Source organism: Paenibacillus sp. FSL R10-2771 (genome assembly GCF_038000205.1).
In the GTDB taxonomy this organism is placed as follows: Bacteria; Bacillota; Bacilli; order Paenibacillales; family Paenibacillaceae; genus Paenibacillus_AQ; species Paenibacillus_AQ phytohabitans.
In genome coordinates this window covers 2093493-2110948 of record NZ_JBBOBM010000001.1, presented here as the reverse complement: position 1 = coordinate 2110948, position 17456 = coordinate 2093493, and the positions used below count along the sequence as shown (strand labels likewise).

The 17456-nt window shown below is 54.1% G+C and carries 15 protein-coding genes; all 15 read right to left on the bottom strand.

Annotated features, from left to right (window positions below; all coding sequences use genetic code 11):
• Positions 1 to 220: 220 nt before the first annotated feature.
• Positions 221 to 976 carry an RNA polymerase sporulation sigma factor SigF gene (sigF, locus tag NSU14_RS08840; RefSeq protein ID WP_039300284.1) on the bottom strand — a complete coding sequence of 252 codons (756 nt, stop codon included), beginning with the start codon at positions 974 to 976 and terminating at the stop codon, positions 221 to 223.
• Between the two features lie 11 nt (positions 977 to 987).
• Positions 988 to 1443, bottom strand: coding sequence for an anti-sigma F factor (gene spoIIAB / locus NSU14_RS08835; protein ID WP_039300287.1), 456 nt, complete (start codon positions 1441 to 1443; stop codon positions 988 to 990).
• Entirely contained in the window at positions 1440 to 1793 is a 354-nt protein-coding gene (gene spoIIAA, locus NSU14_RS08830; protein ID WP_042138682.1) for an anti-sigma F factor antagonist, read from the bottom strand. Before spoIIAA ends, spoIIAB begins: the two co-directional genes overlap by 4 nt.
• Positions 1794 to 1978: 185 nt before the next feature.
• Positions 1979 to 3211 carry a D-alanyl-D-alanine carboxypeptidase family protein gene (locus tag NSU14_RS08825; RefSeq protein WP_144026039.1) on the bottom strand — a complete coding sequence of 411 codons (1233 nt, stop codon included), beginning with the start codon at positions 3209 to 3211 and terminating at the stop codon, positions 1979 to 1981.
• A gap of 140 nt (positions 3212 to 3351) precedes the next feature.
• A complete protein-coding gene (locus NSU14_RS08820) occupies positions 3352 to 3777 on the bottom strand; it encodes a hypothetical protein (RefSeq protein ID WP_052421953.1) in 426 nt (141 codons plus the stop codon).
• Positions 3778 to 3876: 99 nt separating this feature from the next.
• The gene (locus NSU14_RS08815; protein WP_340944234.1) at positions 3877 to 4902 is read right to left on the bottom strand and encodes an acyltransferase family protein; all 1026 of its coding nucleotides are present in this window, start codon (positions 4900 to 4902) and stop codon (positions 3877 to 3879) included.
• A 273-nt stretch (positions 4903 to 5175) separates the two neighbouring features.
• Positions 5176 to 6138: an ABC transporter ATP-binding protein gene (locus NSU14_RS08810; RefSeq protein ID WP_340944233.1), complete on the bottom strand. Its 963-nt coding sequence runs from the start codon at positions 6136 to 6138 to the stop codon at positions 5176 to 5178.
• The gene (locus NSU14_RS08805; RefSeq protein WP_042215690.1) at positions 6135 to 7112 is read right to left on the bottom strand and encodes an ABC transporter ATP-binding protein; all 978 of its coding nucleotides are present in this window, start codon (positions 7110 to 7112) and stop codon (positions 6135 to 6137) included. The genes NSU14_RS08810 and NSU14_RS08805 overlap by 4 nt, the downstream gene beginning before the upstream one ends.
• A gap of 213 nt (positions 7113 to 7325) precedes the next feature.
• Positions 7326 to 8609, bottom strand: a complete 1284-nt coding sequence (locus NSU14_RS08800) for a M20 family metallopeptidase (protein WP_340944230.1) — start codon at positions 8607 to 8609, stop codon at positions 7326 to 7328.
• 120 nt (positions 8610 to 8729) lie between these two features.
• Entirely contained in the window at positions 8730 to 10334 is a 1605-nt protein-coding gene (locus tag NSU14_RS08795; RefSeq protein ID WP_179093475.1) for an ABC transporter substrate-binding protein, read from the bottom strand.
• Positions 10335 to 10481: 147 nt separating this feature from the next.
• Positions 10482 to 11381, bottom strand: coding sequence for an ABC transporter permease (locus NSU14_RS08790; RefSeq protein ID WP_039300310.1), 900 nt, complete (start codon positions 11379 to 11381; stop codon positions 10482 to 10484).
• Positions 11382 to 11411: 30 nt separating this feature from the next.
• Positions 11412 to 12422, bottom strand: coding sequence for an ABC transporter permease (locus NSU14_RS08785; protein WP_340944227.1), 1011 nt, complete (start codon positions 12420 to 12422; stop codon positions 11412 to 11414).
• Positions 12423 to 12676: 254 nt separating this feature from the next.
• Positions 12677 to 14203, bottom strand: coding sequence for a PucR family transcriptional regulator (locus NSU14_RS08780; RefSeq protein WP_336103504.1), 1527 nt, complete (start codon positions 14201 to 14203; stop codon positions 12677 to 12679).
• Positions 14204 to 15740: 1537 nt separating this feature from the next.
• Positions 15741 to 16394 carry an aspartate/glutamate racemase family protein gene (locus NSU14_RS08775; RefSeq protein WP_042138690.1) on the bottom strand — a complete coding sequence of 218 codons (654 nt, stop codon included), beginning with the start codon at positions 16392 to 16394 and terminating at the stop codon, positions 15741 to 15743.
• A gap of 111 nt (positions 16395 to 16505) precedes the next feature.
• Positions 16506 to 17450: an aminopeptidase gene (locus NSU14_RS08770; RefSeq protein ID WP_340944224.1), complete on the bottom strand. Its 945-nt coding sequence runs from the start codon at positions 17448 to 17450 to the stop codon at positions 16506 to 16508.
• Positions 17451 to 17456: the final 6 nt, after the last annotated feature.

The window sequence follows — 17456 nt, the reverse complement described above, 5'->3', positions numbered from 1 at the left end:
TGCTACAATGGCAACATAAGCGGCGGCGGTTCCTTTGTCTTGGTCAGTCCTGTCCGCAGCAAAAAGCCGCCCCTCCCGAGGCGGCCGTCCTGCACCCGTCACTGTACATCCTCATACCTGATTCATGCTCAACTGTACTGCCAGTCCGGCCATCCTGACGGTTAACGCCAACGGCGGGGCTGTTTGACTGCTGCATCGCTGCTGAACCCTTGATTCCGGCCTACTGCGCGATCTGCTCGCGGATGTTCGCGAGAATCTTCTTCTCCAGCCTCGACACCTGAACCTGCGAAATGCCGAGGCGGCTGGCGACTTCGGACTGGGTCTGGTCGCGGTAGTAGCGCAGGTAGACAATCAGGCGCTCGCGCTCGGTTAAGGCGCCGATGGCCTCATTCAAGGCAAGCTTGTCGAACCAGCGCTCCTGCGACTCGTCGGCGATCTGGTCGATCAGGGTGATCGGATCGCCGTCGTTCTCGAAGACCGTCTCGTGGATCGAAGTCGGCGGCTTGTTGGCTTCCTGGGCGAAGACGATTTCTTCGGGCGTCACGCCCAGCGCCTCCGCCACTTCGCCGATGGTCGGCAGGCGGTCGAGCGTTTTGGACATTTCATCCTTCATCTTACGCACCTTATTGGCCATTTCCTTGAGTGAACGGCTGACCTTGAGTGTGCCGTCATCGCGGAGGAACCGCTGGATCTCGCCGATAATCATCGGCACCGCATAGGTGGAGAACTTGACCTCATAGCTGAGGTCGAATTTATCAACGGACTTCAGAAGTCCGATACAGCCGATCTGGAATAAATCATCCGGTTCATATCCACGGTTCATAAACCGCTGCACCACCGACCAGACGAGGCGGATATTGCAATTGACCAGCGTGTCGCGGGCCGTATTATCCCCGGCTTGACTGAGCGCGATTAGACGTTTGACCTCCGCATCGTCCAAATAGGTCGGCGGAGCTTTTTTTGACTCTGCATCCATGGCTCCAACCCCTAATTGTATAAAGCTTTTTTCGAGACGATGGTTTTCTTCATTGAAATGGATGTGCCGCGTCCCGGTTCACTGGTAACTTCGAATTCATCCATGAAATTCTCCATAATGGTAAAACCCATGCCCGACCGCTCCAGCTCCGGCTTGGAGGTATACAGCGGCTGCTGGGCCAGCTCCAAATCCTCAATGCCTCTACCCTGATCTTCAATCGTCAAATGCACAGTCTCAACATCAATGGAAGCGGAGATGCTGACCACTCCTGCAGGATCACTGTCGTACCCGTGGATAATGCAGTTGGTGACCGCCTCCGACACAACCGTCTTCAGGTCATTCAGCTCCTCCATGGTCGGATCGAGCCTGGAGACAAAAGCCGCCACTACCACACGTGCGAATGATTCATTCTCCGACAGTGCGGCAAACTGGACGCTCATGAAGTTACGGGCTTCACTATTTGTCATAACGCAACCTCCAAATCCGAGAGTGCAGCGCTCTCGTTGTCATATAGGGGCATGATCTTGAACAGGCCAGACATTTCCAGCAGGCGCTTCACGGGTGCGGTGGCATCGCAGACTGCCATCTTGCCGCCCTTGCTGCGGATCAGCTTGTACCTTCCCAGAATGACTCCGAGGCCTGAGCTATCCATGAACTGCAGCTCCTTCAGGCTGAGAATCAGATGCTCTACCTGGCCCCGCATAATCGCTTCATCCATATCCATACGTACATAATCGGCTGCGTGATGATCCAGTTCGCCAGACAAACGGACGATCAGTACACCCCGGTGATGCTCCATCTCCACATGAGAATTCATCCTTGCCACTCTCCTCTTCGTTGCTTGGACAACCGCCCTGTACTACTTTCTTTCCCCTACAAGGACAAGGTTTTCTACACCGCAATTGAGGATTCCTGCCTCACGACAAAACTAGAAGAAAACCCCTAAGAACTTACATAAAGCATGGGACTAATCTACAAAATACAAGAAATTAATCGCTAGCTCTAATCAATCGTAAAAAGCGACCCCGTTGTACGCTTGAACAGCTTCCACCAGCCTGCCTTGGCTACAGCTTCGCCTGCTTTCAGCTCATATTCCTTCAGCACGTCAGTCCCCTGGTATACGACCAGCTTGCCGACAGTCTGATCTGCGGCCACAGGAGCCTTCAAGTGTTCTTCCAGCACCAGCTCATGCCGGATACCCTCCTGGGTAATTCCTTTTTTGAGTAATACACTGTAAGTTTCCTTCGCCGTCAGCGGCAGCTCTCTCTTCACGCCCTTCTCAATCTTCACTGTGCCGATGGGGTCCCCCGCCTTGTGAATCGTATGCAGCTTATATTGGGAAAAGAGGTAATCGAACATCGCCGACACTTCGCTGTTGCGTGTTTTGGTGTTCGGCTCACCCAGTACAACCGCGACAGCGCGGAGTCCGTCTCTGGCCGCGGTTGCGGACAGGCAGAACTTCGCTTCAGCCGTATACCCCGTCTTCAGGCCGTCAGCGCCTGTATAGAAACGCACCAGCTTGTTCGTATTGACCAGCCAGAACGGCTTGGCCGAATCCTTGCGCAGGTAATCCTGATAGGAGCCGGTATACTTGATAATCCGCTCATGCTTCAGCAGTTCCTGGCTGATTACGGCGATGTCATGCGCAGATGAATAATGATTCGCAGCCGGCAGTCCATTGCAGTTGGCAAAGTGGGTATCTTTCAGGCCTAAGGCTTCAGCTTTCTGGTTCATCAGATCAACAAAAGCGCTCTCCGAGCCGGCGATTTTCTCCGCCATAGCTACAGAAGCGTCATTGCCGGAAGCCATCGCGATGCCCTTCAGCATTTCATCCACCGTCATTTCCTCACCCGGCTCCAGAAAAATCTGTGAACCGCCCATCGACGCGGCATACTCACTGGTCCGCACTTTGTCGGTCAGCTGCAGTCTGCCTTCATCCAGCGCCTCCACGGTCAGCAGCATGGTCATAATTTTGGTGATACTGGCCGGCGGCAGCTTGTCATGACTGTTCTTCTCGTAGATGATCGTGCCTGTACTGGCATCCATGAGAATGGCAGAGCGCGCCCCCGGTGCCAGGTCAGCGGCCGCAGTACTTCCGGTATTGCCGGTATTGGCAGTACCTTTAGCTTTTTCTTCGGCAAAAGCGCCGGAAGCCCCTCCCAGAACCGAAACAGCGATGCACAGCGCAAGCGTTACATAACGAATTTTTCTCACAATGGTTCCCCTCCTGAACATTAACCTTCATTTCACAGGTACTGTGTTCCAGTTTCGTCAAAAAGGCAGGAAATTATTCCATTTTACGCACAAAAAAAGAAGCTTCTCCCGGTATCCTCGCAGATACTTGAGAGAAGCCCCTCTTAATTGCCTTATGAAAGTTAGCCTCCGATGGCCATTGCGCTGAAAATAACAGGTCCAACCACAACAGCCGTAGAATTGGCATCCTGATTCTCAACAATCAGCTGATAGTTCTGGACACCAGCCGGTGCATTGATATCTACCATATGCAGCGAGATAATGCCGTCGTCATTGAAGAAATCCTCGTACTCTGCCCGTGCATAAAAGATTTCGTGGCCTGCACGCCAGATGCGCACCAGGATATTCGGGGTATCCAGCGTAACATTTACGCCGATCGTTGCTTTGAGCTCTACTTTGTTCGGAAAATGGGCCGGAACTGCGGGATCAATATATACCGATGTTCCGGCAATCTGCACGCCAGCCGGGGAGATGGGGACCGGAATGGCGACCCCGTTAGTAATAGGTGTAACTACGGATGCATTATAGTCCAAAAGCGTTTTAACCATGCTGTATCACTCCTTTTCATGTTCTATTAAAGTATATGAACATTATGAAAAAGAGCTTGTGCACTTCTATTAGAACCATTGCCTATTTATCCGGCAGATTCACCCGTTACTAGAGACAGATGCTGCCTTGCCTGTCCGCTTAGCCGGAGGAACACCTGCTTTTCCCAGATAGAATCTCGATAATACCGGGTAACGCACAGCCCACTTGGCGGCAAGCAGCGGCACAATGACCCCAATCAAAGTGAAGGGTACCAGCCCGTAATCCGCACCAAGCAGATATTTAAGGCTGTAATTCAATGGCAGATGCAAATACATAATGGTAATGGTATTCCGTCCAAGGCTGCCCATCCAGCCCAGCGGAAGCAGTCTTGCAAGCTGGTAGACCGCCGCGCAGATCGTCAAAGAAATCAGCAGCGGAACCGCCAGATCCAGCAGCAGCGACTCATACTCTTTGTATTTCATATTCAGACTGTAATGAATGACGCCAGTCCGTTCCAGCAGCAGCACAAGTGCAGACAAAGGCAGCAGTACCAGCAAGGCCGAATAGCGGCTGATTAGCGCAGGTATGGCTTGTTTGCCATAGAACCCGATCGCATAATACGTAACAGCGAGCAGTGCAACATCGATGTTCCAGGGAAGATTGAAGTTCTTCAGCGCGGTCAGGGAGATCAAATGGGAGACCAGGTAGGCGGAGGTGATCAGGAGAAATTGGGTTCTGCGGGAATATCTGACGATGTATCCGAAGAGCAATTGCGTAAACAGCAGGCAGGTAATGAACCAGAACACCCCGTAAGGACCGGTCAGCGACAGCCCCCCGTAGAGCAGCCTCGCTATATTTTCGGCAAACCCTCTAATATTGAAGCTGAACAGCAGCAGTACCCCTGCAATCAGGAGGCCGTAGGCAAAATAGGGAGTCATCAGCCCCTTGGTCCGTCTTGCGGCCCAGCCCCGATAACGCCCGGGATCGACCGGTTTAAACACCAGCCCGCTAAGCAGGAAGAACAACGGCATCCGGAACCAGGACAGATAATGATTCGCTGCCGCATCGCCGGAATGGCCCATGACTACAAAAATAATACTGAAGCCCTTGGCCGCATCAATCCATAATTCACGTCTTTTTTCCACTTTACCCTTCCATCTCCTCCCATTTCAGTTGTTATTTAATTATAATTATAGTTTGGTTCATGATTTATTTCAATTTTAAATGAAAAATTTCAGTGATATTTCTGAAAATAACAGCACTTAACAACGGACGAACAACGTAGAAAATAAGGCGCTGCTCCTAGATGACACTCGAATCTGTTTCAGCTTGCCATACTAGGGCTAAAGTCTGACACACACCTGCGCACAGCAAGGGCCACCCGCTGCCGGATGGCCCTTGACTATACATTATATGCATTAATACAAATGGCAGGAGACCTGATGGCCCGAGTCCAGCTCGCGCAGCACCGGAGCCTCACTCTTGCAGCGGTCCATGGCATAGGGACAACGCGGATGGAAGGCGCAGCCGCTCGGCGGTGTCTCCGGATTCGGAACGTCACCGGTCAGGACAATCCGCTGCTTCTTTACTCCCGGACTCGGCACCGGGACTGCCGACATCAGCGCCTGCGTATAGGGATGCAGCGGCTTCGCGAACAGTGACTTGGTTGGTGCCAGCTCGACGATCCGTCCGAGGTACATCACTGCCACGCGGTCACTGATAAATTTCACAACGGACAGGTCATGGGAAATGAACATATAGGTAAGGCCGTATTGCTCCTGCAGATCCTGCATCAGATTCAGCACCTGGGCCTGGATGGAGACATCCAGTGCAGATACCGGCTCGTCACAGACAATGAACTTCGGATTCAGCGCAAGCGCCCGGGCAATCCCGATCCGCTGCCGCTGGCCGCCGGAGAATTCATGGGGAAAGCGGTGGGCTTGATAGGGGGACAAGCCCACCACCTCCATCAGCTGCTCTACCCGGCTTTTGAGCTCACTGGCCGGAGCGGACTCGTGTGTACGGAGCGGCTCCTCCAGTATACGCTGGACGGTCCAGCGCGGGTCGAGTGAAGCATAAGGGTCCTGGAACACCATTTGCATATCGGTACGGAACCTGCGCAGCTGTTCGGTATTCAGAGCGCGCACATCGGTGCCGTTAAACATAATCTCGCCTTCCGTCGGCTCTATCAGCCGCAGGATGGCCCGGCCGGTGGTCGATTTGCCGCAGCCGGATTCACCGACCACTGCAAGCGTCTCCCCCTGCCGGACGGATAACGTAATGCCGTCTACGGCTTTTACAGCGCCGACCTGCTTGGAGAAGAAGCCTTTGCGGATCGGATAATGCTTCTTCAGGTTGCGGACTTCAAGGATTGTGCTCATATGACTCCCTCCTGCTGCAGGATACAGCGGCATGTGTGTCCCGGCTGCACCTCAAGCAGCTCCGGAAGCTTCTCGCTACATCGCTCTACAGCCACCGGACATCGTGGCGCGAACCGGCACCCGGACGGCAGATTAGCCGGATTCGGCACCTGGCCCGGGATGGAGCTGAGCCGGTCCTCATCACCAGCAAGCTGGGGCAGGGAAGCCAGCAGTCCCCGGGTATACGGATGCAGCGGATTGCTGTACAGGGTAGCGACATCCGTCTCCTCCACGATCTGACCGGCATACATAATGACAACCCGGTCACACATCTCGGCGACTACGCCAAGATCATGCGTGATCATCAGAATGGACATGCCCTCCTTCTCCTGCAGCTCGCGCATCAGATCAAGAATCTGTGCCTGGATGGTTACGTCCAGTGCCGTTGTAGGCTCATCGGCGATCAGCAGCTGGGGATTGCAGACCATCGCCATTGCGATCATCACCCGCTGGCGCATGCCTCCGGAGAGCTGATGGGCATACTGCTGCGCGATCTTTTCCGGCCGGGGAATCCCAACCTTGCGCAACATCTCCACCGCCCGCTCCGCCGCCTCCTTCTTGCTCAGCTTCAGATGGTAGCGGGCAGATTCAGAAATCTGGCGGCCGATCTTAAATACCGGATTCAGCGAGGTCATCGGCTCCTGAAAAATCATCGCAATCCGGTTGCCCCGGATGCCCCGCACCTCCTTCATCGACATCTCCAGCATATCCTTGCCTTCAAACCTGATGTGGCCGGAGGCGATCCGGCTAATCCGCTTGGGCAGAAGCTGCATAATTGACAGTGAAGTGATGCTTTTGCCGCAGCCGGATTCGCCGACAATGCCCAGCGTCTCCCCTTTGCGCACTGACAGACTGATGCCGTCCACCGCGCGGATTGTTCCGGCCGCTGTCTGAAATTCGGTGCATAGCCCTGATACTTCCAGCAGTTCTGTCATGATTGCCCCTCCTCTAACTTAAGATTTGAACTTGAAGCATAGTCGTCACTGCGGTGAACATTTGGACTTCGGCCGCTGTTGTCCCCAGATTTCTTTATCCAATCCGCTGTTCGCGGTGGAAATCCGGTGACAAAGGCGGTCGCTATCGCTCCTAAAGTTCCAAATTCCCCCTCCGTTTCTTTTCGCTTTTCGTTGATCTCATTAGTTTGCAAATCAGTTCTTTGTATCTTCCACACCCAGATATTTAAGTGCCGTCAGGGCATATACTTTCGCACATTGGATGATCTGCCAGACCGGTGCCTTCTCGTTAAAGTTATGAATCGTTGACAGCTCGGCCGGGCCGTATTGCAGTACAGGAATGTTATGCGTGCGGAAATGGCGGGCATCACTGGATGCCCATTGCAGCACACCGTAAGCTTCTTCCCCGCTGACTTCACAGATGCTCTCTACTAGATCGCTAACCACCGGCTCCTCATTCGAGGTCCAGTTGGCGTTGCCCTGGAAGCCGAAGCCCTTCACTTCAGATTCAATGCCTGCCTCCAGCAGCAGGGAACGGGCACGGTCAAGCACATCGCGGTAGTCTACGCCGAACGGTACACGGGAATCGACCTGGATCGTGCAGCGGTCCGCCACCACATTCACCTTGGTTCCGCCCTGGATCGTTCCGATATTCACCGTCACATGATCGAATACCTGATAGGCGATCGAGCCGTCCTGTTCGCGCTCCTTCACATAATCCTGCGAGATGCGGATAATCTCCTTCACTTCATCGGGAATATCGACTTTGATATCCCAGAGACGCTGCAGGGCCTCGATGCCCTTGGCCGCTTTGACAATCGCGCTGTCGCCGACAACCGGCGACAGGCTGCCGTGACCCGGCGTGCCTTCGACGGTGAATTCGAACCAGCAGCTGCCCTTTTGCCCGATCGTCGGATTCAGCGGGCCTGACGGCTCGGCGATAACCGCTGCCGTTCCGCTGATCAAGCCGCGTTCCAGCACCCAAGGCACTCCCAGATGGCCGCCGGTTTCTTCATCCGGCACGATCAGGAGTGACAAGTCGCCTTTGAGCGGAACGCCGAGCTTGGACAGCAGCGCTGTCACATAGATCAGCCCGGCCAGGCCGGCTTTCATATCGGAGGCCCCTCTGCCAAGCAGATAGCCGTCAACGATATCGCCGCAGAACGGATCGAAATCCCAGCGCGAGCGGTCTCCGGCAGGAACGACATCGGTATGTCCGCAGAAGATCAGGTTTTTGCCGGACGGCTGTTCAGCCCCTGTACCCAGTGTAGACACCAGATTCAGCATCGTATCGGTTGCCGGATGGATACTTGTATCAATGCCGGCCTGCTTCAAATAATCAATGATAAAAGCGCTGATGTCGCGCGAATCTCCAGGCGGATTCTCCGAGGGGAAGCGGATGAGCTGTGAGCACAGCTCCAGCAGCTGATCCTGCTCAGCATCAATCGCCGCCAGCACTTTGCTTTTCCAGTCAGTCATGGTTGTAATTCTCCTTTGCGTTCCCTGCTGCCTGCCCTGCGGCTGGCTTGGGGCTTTATGAATTTGATAAAAAGAGGGACAAAGCCAATGGCCCGTCCGCTCTCTTTTAGCCAAACCTGCTTATTCTGTAATCGAAAGCGGATAGAAACGGATAACTTCATCCGGGTAGAACGCATAACCGCTAATCTTGTTGCTCATGCCGACAATACGGTTGTACTCGTACAGATAAGCCCAAGGCGCTTCGGTTGTAATGATTTCCTGTGCCTGTTCATAGAGTGCCGTCCGTTTCGCTGCGTCTGTCTCCAGGTTCGCCTCATCCCACAGCTTGTCTACTTCAGCATTTGAATAGTTGATGTAGTTGGAGGAGCCTTTGCCGTACAGCAGGAAGCCGAGGTGGTAGCCTGGATCATTGACAAATGATGTCCATTTGGAGATATAAGAGGTGAGATTATTGGTTTTCTGCTGCTCCAGGAACTGGGCGCGGGCCAGCTTGTTGATGTTCATGGTTACACCGATTTTGGCCAGCTCCGCCTGAATCAGGACCGCATCATCCTCCCAGTCATCGAACCCGGAACCGAGCGTGAAGTCAAAGGTAAACCCGTCCGGATAGCCGGCTTCTGTAAGCAGCTCTTTAGCTTTATCCAGGTTGTGCTCATATACGTAGCCTGCATCGGTGAAGCCCGGCGTGTTGCTCGCCACAGAGCTCTTCATCTGCTTGGCCTGGCCGTACATTACCCCGCTCAGCAGCTCATCATAAGGAATCGCATAGTTGATCGCCTGACGGACTTTTACATTGTCAAAAGGTTTCACCTTGTTGTTCATTGCGAAGAACAGAATCCGGTTGCTCGCATTGGAGGCGACGGTCAGATCCGTGTTGCTCTGCAGGGAGGCAACATCCTTCGGAGGAATCTCGATTGCCATATCTACATCGCCTTTATCCAGCAGCAATACGCGGTTAGAGGCTTCTTTGGTGAATTTCAGGGTTACTTTGCTGAGGTTAGGCGCACCCTGCCAGTAGCTCTCATTAGCGGTGAAGACAGCTTCGGTCGCCGGGTCCCACTTCTCAAGCGTGAACGGGCCGGAGCCGGCAGCATTCGTTTTGAGGTAGTCGGCACCCTGCGCTTCTACAGTCTTTTGATCCACGATGGAGAAGGTGTACATAGCAAGAATCTGGAGGAAATTATGATTGGCGTTAGTCAGTGTAACTTCAACGGTCGAAGCGTCTTTGACCGCAACGGACTTGATATTCGCCATTCCATAGAGGAAGCTGCCGGAGCTTGATTTAGCCACACGGTCAAAAGAGTACGCAACCGACTCGGCATCCACCGGATTGCCGCTCTGGAAGCTCACGCCGGATTTCAGCTTGAAGGTGTACACCGTGTTGTCGGCGTTCACTTCCCAGCTCTCTGCCAGCATGGGCTGAATGTCTTCGGTGTTGGCGATACTTGCGCCATTTTCGGTTTTGATGCCGTAGGTGACCAGCTGATCATAAGCGGCAAGCACGAGTGTATCGGAGGTCAAATCGTTAGCTTCTGCAGGGTCGAGCGTAGTGCCGCCCTCGGAATAAGCAACCGTCAGATTTGACTTGGCAGCAGGAGCAGCCGTCCCTGTAGTTCCTGAAGCTGCTGTAGTAGCAGCAGGTGTCTGCGGATTGGCGCTGCTGGCGCATCCGGCAAGCATGACTGAAAAAGCGACGAGTGTGGACAATAGTTTAACTCTTTTCATCAGTAGTTCCTCCCTTTTCTATATCCTGCCTGCACTGGTAGTACTGGTGCTGCTTGTGATCTACCATGCCGCAACTGCTCCAGCAGGCTCTGATCTATATTTATCGGGATACTGCGGAGCTTCGGGGGAGTGATCCCCTGCTCCGCCTTATTTACCCGAGCGCAACCGCGGATCAAGAACGTCCCGGAAACCGTCTCCGAGCAGGTTAAAGCCTAAGATGGATGTGGCAATGGACAACCCTGGAAAAGTAACCAGCCACCATTGCCCGGAAATGATGTATTCCCGGCCTTCTGAAATCATCGCTCCCCATTCGGCAATCGGGGGTCTGACGCCAAGCCCGAGGAAGCTGAGACTGGATGCGGTCAGGATCGCGAAGCCCATCCCGAGTGTAGCTTGAACCATCAGCGGAGCCAGGGCGTTCGGCAGGATGTGGCGGTACAGGATGACTGTATTCTTCACGCCGATCGCCCGGCTTGCTTCTATATACTCCTTCTCGCGGAGTGAGACGGTCTGCCCGAACATCAGCCGGGCAAATTCCGGTATGCCGACAATCCCGACGGCGATCATCGCACTGCTGAGGCCTGCTCCAATCGAAGCGGCAATCGCCATTGACAGGACCAGTGACGGGAAGGACAATAGTACATCCATCAGCCGCATGATGATGGTGCCGGTACGGCCGCCATAGTAAGCGGCAATTCCGCCGAGCGGCACACCGATGACAAAGGAAATCGAGACGGCGATCAGGCCGGTCCAGATACTGATCCGCGCACCGTACAGTACCCGGCTGAGAATATCACGCCCGAAGTTGTCGGTTCCGAACCAGTGGCTGCCCGAAGGCGCCTGGAGTTTGTTCGCCATATCCGTTACATAAGGATCATGCGGTGCAAGCCAGGGTGCAATAATGGCTACCACGGTCCAGATCAGAATAAAGGTTAGCCCCAGGGCAGCCAGCCGGTTATGCAGCAGCAAGGACAACAACGTTTTGGGTTTTGCCGCCGCAGCGGGTTTGGCCGGGCTGCCCTGTGCTGAATGTGCTGCAGTGCTCACAAGCAATCTCCTCCTCTCACACAAGCTGTTCTATTCATAGCGGATTCTCGGGTCAATGAAGCCATAGATCAGGTCTACCACCAGGTTAATTCCGCAGTAGAGCACGGCGCTGACCAGGGTGAAGGCTTGAATCGGCGCATAATCCGCAGCCAGAATGGAGTCTGTGACATAACCGCCGATACCCGGCCAGGAGAAGATCGTTTCCGTAATGACCGCGCCGCCCATCAAAAAGCCGAACTGCAGACCGAGAACGGTCAAGGTTGGTATTAGTGCATTGACGAGTGCATGCTTGTAGATGACGGCTGATTCCCGCAGCCCTTTGGCCCGGGCGGTGCGGACGAAGTCCTGATCCACAACCTCCAGCATGCTGGAACGGGTCATCCGGGCGATGATCGCCATCGTTCCGGTACTGAGGCAGATTGCCGGAAGCAGCAGATGCGAGAGGCTGCTTTTGAGTGCAGCGGTATCGCCTGAGAGAATGCTGTCCAGAACATACAGCCCGGTGATATGCACCGGCGGATTCAAGTCTCCGCTGATCCGTCCCATCGGTGCCGGAGCCCAGCCAAGGATGGAATAAAAGACATAAATGAACATCAGGCCCAGCCAGAAGATCGGCACGCATGCACCTATCAGCGAGAACACCCGTGAAATGTGATCCAGAAACGATTCTTTGCGGGTAGCGGCGACAATCCCGACGGGAATGGCCACCAGGACCGCGATCAGAATGCTGGCCAGGGTCAGCTCAATGGTGGCCGGGAACCGCGAAGCCAAATCGCTGGCTACCGTATGTCCGGTGTGATACGCGTAGCCGATATTGCCTTGCAGCAATTGGCCGATGTAAGTGAAGAACTGGATATACAGCGGCTTGTCGAGCCCCATATCCTGACGGATCTTGTCCACAATCTCCTCCGGAGCCTGCTCTCCGGCCAGCATGATCGCCGGGTCACCCGGCAGCACTCTTGAGAGAATGAAGGTGATGACGATAATACCTAGCAAGGCTGGAATCATCTGCACAAGTCTTTTTAATGTGTAAGCAAACAATGAATCAACCCCCTTACGGCTTCTGTGCCATCCATGCTGTGACATTCTTGTTGACGGAAACGCGCTTCCCATGTCAGGTACTGTGCGGTTTCTTTGTCCTCTTTAGTAGTTGTGCTAATTCTACATAGAATTTGACCACCACTCTACGTCCCGTTCAGCTAAAAAAAAGCACAACCGTTTGTCGATTGTGCACTATCAACACCTCTATATGTAATCTTTCCTAACATACAATTCCATAAAAGTTCCAGTCCCGCCTATTTTTCCTGCAGGTAGTAGTAAATCAGGCACAAATGGCACACGAACTGCTCGCGCGGATCGTTCAAATCGAAGCCGGTAATATCGCGGATCCGCTCCAGCCGGTATTTGACCGAGTTGCGATGAATGTACAGGCTGTTCGCCGTCTCAATCAGGCTGCCCCGGCACTCCAGATAATGATAGAACGTCAGCATCATATTACTGTCATGCTCCTGGTCGTATTGCAGCAGCTTGCCCAGCTTACGCCCGAACAGCCGCTCGAAGCCCGGACCGCCAAGGCCCTCCAGCAAGTGGTATACTTCCATCTCTTCATAGCGGGTGACACCGCCTGTACCTTGTCCGAGCCTTCTGGAGATAGACAAGGCTTTGCGCGCTTCATTGTAGCTGGTGTGGATGTCCCACAAGTATTCCGAGGTGCCAATTCCGCTTCTGTAGCTGCTTAGGCCTTCGCTTTTGTCCTTCAGCCAGCCCTCCAGCGTCTTCTCCCAGGGCTCCTGTGCATCTCCGCCCGGCGTGAATTTACGGCCCTCCTGCGTGGGCAGGAACAGCACAGCCCGGCTGGAACGGTACTCTACGTGGGGTGTAACTCCGCGTTTCTTCGCTTCCCGCTCCAAGAGCCGGTTCACCGTTTCCTCACTCGGCGCTGTCTCCCCTTCGATTACAGCAACCTCCCACTTATGCTCGGGATTCATCCCGAGCTGGCGTGCCCGCCGCTCCACCTCATGCCGCGAAGGCAGCGGCGGAGTCAGCAGCTCATCGATGAAGTTGCCGCGCAGCCGGAACTCGGTATCCTCGGCAACCTTGCGGCGCATCAGCTCCAGGGCAAAGACAAGCCGGGCCTGCTCGATGCCTACTTCCTCCATATCGTCCAGCTGCTCCTTGTCCACCAGCAGTCTGGCGACGGTCCGCCGGTCCACATGAATATTCCAGTTCAGCGGCGCCTCTCTCTGTGACCAATCGAAATCAGCCGGCGAAGACACGATAGTCTTCCGGTCGGTGTCAACAAGGGCAACCGGCGCTTTCAGAAAATCAGCGACATTATCGCTGACCGCCTGAATGCCGCTGTTCTCCAGCACCATCGTTGTCAGCGTGCGGTAGACCTCCTCCGCACGGCGCAGCAGCATCGCCTGGCGTCCGAGCAGCAGCTCCATCACCGGCTGGGTGATATCCGTATACGGAATCTCCGGCGGGATCTCCACAATCGGCAGACCGCAGGCATTGCTGGCCTCGATCGCCCCTTGGGGGATTTCCTTCAGGAAGCGGGCCGGCTTAATCGCCAGCGCCGCTGCACCCAGATTGTCGAGCGTATAGATCAGCTCCGTCAGCAGCGAAGGATCATGGCGGATGGAATACGCCGTAGTCAGCAGCATGACGCCTTCACTGATCCAGCCCTTCAGATCCGGAACCTCCATAATATCTACGAACCGCACCACCCGGTCCAGCCCCTGCTGGCCGCTAATAACCTTCGCTTTCCCAAGAACAGAGAGCTCCATCAGCTCCCTTAGAGTAATTCCTCGTGTATTCAACATTCTGCCTCCCTCTACTATCTTCAGTATTTCATGATTTTTCCTGAAATATGCCACTTGTACGTACCCGTATGCACCCATAGCCACTCGTATGCCACCAGCTTACATTCGCATTCCCGATAGTTTATCAGACATTCCCGCCCAGCCACAGGAAAAATATATAAAATTGAAGATATTTTTTCGGATTTATACGTAAGTGTGGGAGGGAAAACACTGGTTAACAAGCTGATCCGGTGACTGTGAATAGGACGCGAGTAGTACGCAAATAGGACACAACATGTCCTTATTGAACAAAGTAACTTATCTGACGGCTACGCCGGCCTGTATGAGGGGTACGCGTGAAGCTGGTGAGGAATGGCCGCTATTAGACGGGTGGGGCATTAGTGCTTCTCGTTCCGTGCTGGAGGCCACTTCTGGTGAAATGAGAGGGAGGTGTACCTTGATTTGGTGCTGCTGGCGATATCAGAGGGATTCGTACCTTTGATTTGGTGCTAACGGGCTCCTTCGGACGGAATCAGGGGCACTTTTGCCCCTCATTTCCACTTCTAGCCTCCCTCGGCTGAAATCAAGGGCACTTTTGCCCCTCGTTACCACTTCTAGCCTCCCTCGGCTGAAATCAAGGGCACTTTTGCCTCTCATTTCAACTTCTTACCTTCGGGGCGGAAACAAAGGGATATATACTTTTAATTTAGTGCTGTGAGCCACTTTCGGCGGAAACAGAGGGATTTATACCTTTAATTTGGTGCTATCAGCCACTTTCGATGGATTTAGAGGGATTTATACCTTTAATTTGGTGCTGTGAGCCACTTTCGATGGATTTAGAGGGATTTATACCTTTAATTTGGTGCTGTGAGCCACTTTCGGCGGAAACAGAGGGATTTATACCTTTAATTTTTCTGCTGTGAGCCACGTTTAGCGGAATCAGAGGGATTTATACCTTTACTTTCCTGCTGTGAGCCACTTAAAATGATTGCTACTATACTTTCTGTCTGGTGCCCGACCAACTGTCCATTTCAGTATGTACTTAAATCTGCACACTCTCCTGCTTCTCATCTCTTCACCTTTCCACTCACCTCCACCTCCATACTCTTCATTTCCCACTCCCCATACTCAATTCTCAATTTCCACTTCTCAATTTTCACTTCTCATCCCCTCACTTTCTCATTTCCTACTTCCTTACTCCCTCACTCCCTCACTCCCTTCCTCCCTCACTCCCTTCCTCCCTTCCTCCCTTCCTTACTTCCCCCACTTCCCATTCCCCCCCTGTATCTCTCACTTCTCCATCCCAACTCCTCCTTCCTTATTTCCCACACCCACCTCCCCCGTACCTCTCACGTCTCCCCACCTCCCCAACTTCCCGCTCCACATACTCATACGCACTCCCCACAGCAGCTCAGAAACACCCTGCAGTAGCAGCCAGCCAGCCAAATCAGCTACACAAAAAAACGTTCCCCGGACCTACATCCGGAAGAACGCTTAACTATATTTCCTGAATTACTATACTTCGTACTTCCAAGAGCAGATTTGCACAGCGCAATCAGCGCCGCACACCCCCAGGCAAGGAAGCAGACGCAGCGGCCGCTGCTCCAAGCGCGAGAATCGGATCAAACGCACGGATGCCGAGCTGTTCTTCCAGCTCCGCCGCCAGCCCGATGGTGGCAAACCCGGTGCAGGCGAGGACTATGGCCTCCGCACCGCGCTCCACCAGCCGGGCTGCTCCGGCAAGTGCGCCTGCCCGTCCGGCAGGTGTACCCAAATCAAGTGTGGTCGTTACCCCATCTGGCCGGTCCATGCCGAGGTAAGCATCGCCTAGAATGCTGCGGATCAGCGGCGGCACCTCGGTCAGAATCGTCAGCACGCCGATCTTATCGCTGTATGCAAGCGACATATGGGCTGCACACGAGCCTGCACCCAGCACCGGTACGTTCACTGCCATCCTGGCTTCCAGCAGCGCCGGATCTGCGGCACAGCTGATGCCGATGGCCGTACAGCCCTGCTGCTCCAGTTCCCGGGCCAGGCTGATAATCTTCGGCACTGACTCCGCTTCGGTCTCGTCATTGTATACGCCCTGAGGCTGATCCGGAATGCAGCGGCTGATTACCGGCAGGCCATACCGGTGTTCAATCAATTCTCCGTGCAAATGAATTGCAGACTCCTCTTGCAGTGTGATTACACGTATAATTCCAAGCATCCTTGTCTCCCCCTGGTCAGCCATTGTTGGGCGTTCTGAATATCCTCACCATATACTTTTGCTTCATCCCGTACCGCGATAACCCTGACAACAACACAGCAACCGCGCAGCCTAGAGCAGTTCTCCTGCACGCATAATCAGCTTATCATCAATATACACATCCGGTTTCATAACTACAGCATCAATATGAACGCCAGCCGCTACAACCCCGCCGAACGTATTATTGCTGCCAAAAGCGACATGGATGGTCCCGTAGACCTTCTCATCCTCCAGCACCACACCTGTAATTCTGGCCTTGTTGTTTGTACCAATGCCGAACTCGCCCAGAAGCCTGCCGTCACCGGCACCAAGCATATCCAGCAGCCTGTCACCGCTCTCGCCTTCTGCACTAATTAATCGGCCCTGCTCCACTGTCAGCACCATCGGGCTGTTCAGCGCGCCAATACCTGCAATCGAACCGTCCACCTTAATCTGGCCGGCGGCTGTACCTTCCATCGGCGCAATATAAGCCTCGCCCGAAGGAAGGTTACCCGATTCTCCCGGATTCAGATATAATCCGGTGCTCAGCACGCCATCCCGGCCCTCAATCGAAAAGCTCAGACTCAGTCCATCCTTCTCCACACGAACCTGGCTTCCCTCAGACAGCAGCGCAGCTACCTGCTTCGTTAATGTCTTCACCTGCGCATAGTCCGCAGTGATCGCGCCATGGCTGAACATGTCATCTGTCATGCCCGGCATGGTCGCCACCCGTGTTCCCGCTGCGGCTGCCTGCTTGCGCGCCGCCGTATGTGTCATCGAATGTGTCGTAATGCATACTGCCACATCCGCTTTGGCCATAGCTTCGGCAATCGGAGCCGGCGGCTCCTCGCCGGATTTGCTCCGCGCCTGCATAATCAGTAGCATCGATTCCGCTCCGATCCGCTTCCCTGCTTCATAGACGGATTCGGCAAGCTCCCGCTTGTCGTCATCGGCCACTACAGCCAGCAATTCGCCGCTGCCAAGCCCCAGACAGTCCTTAAGAACATTCATGCTGATCAATATTCGTTGCTCATTCATTATCTT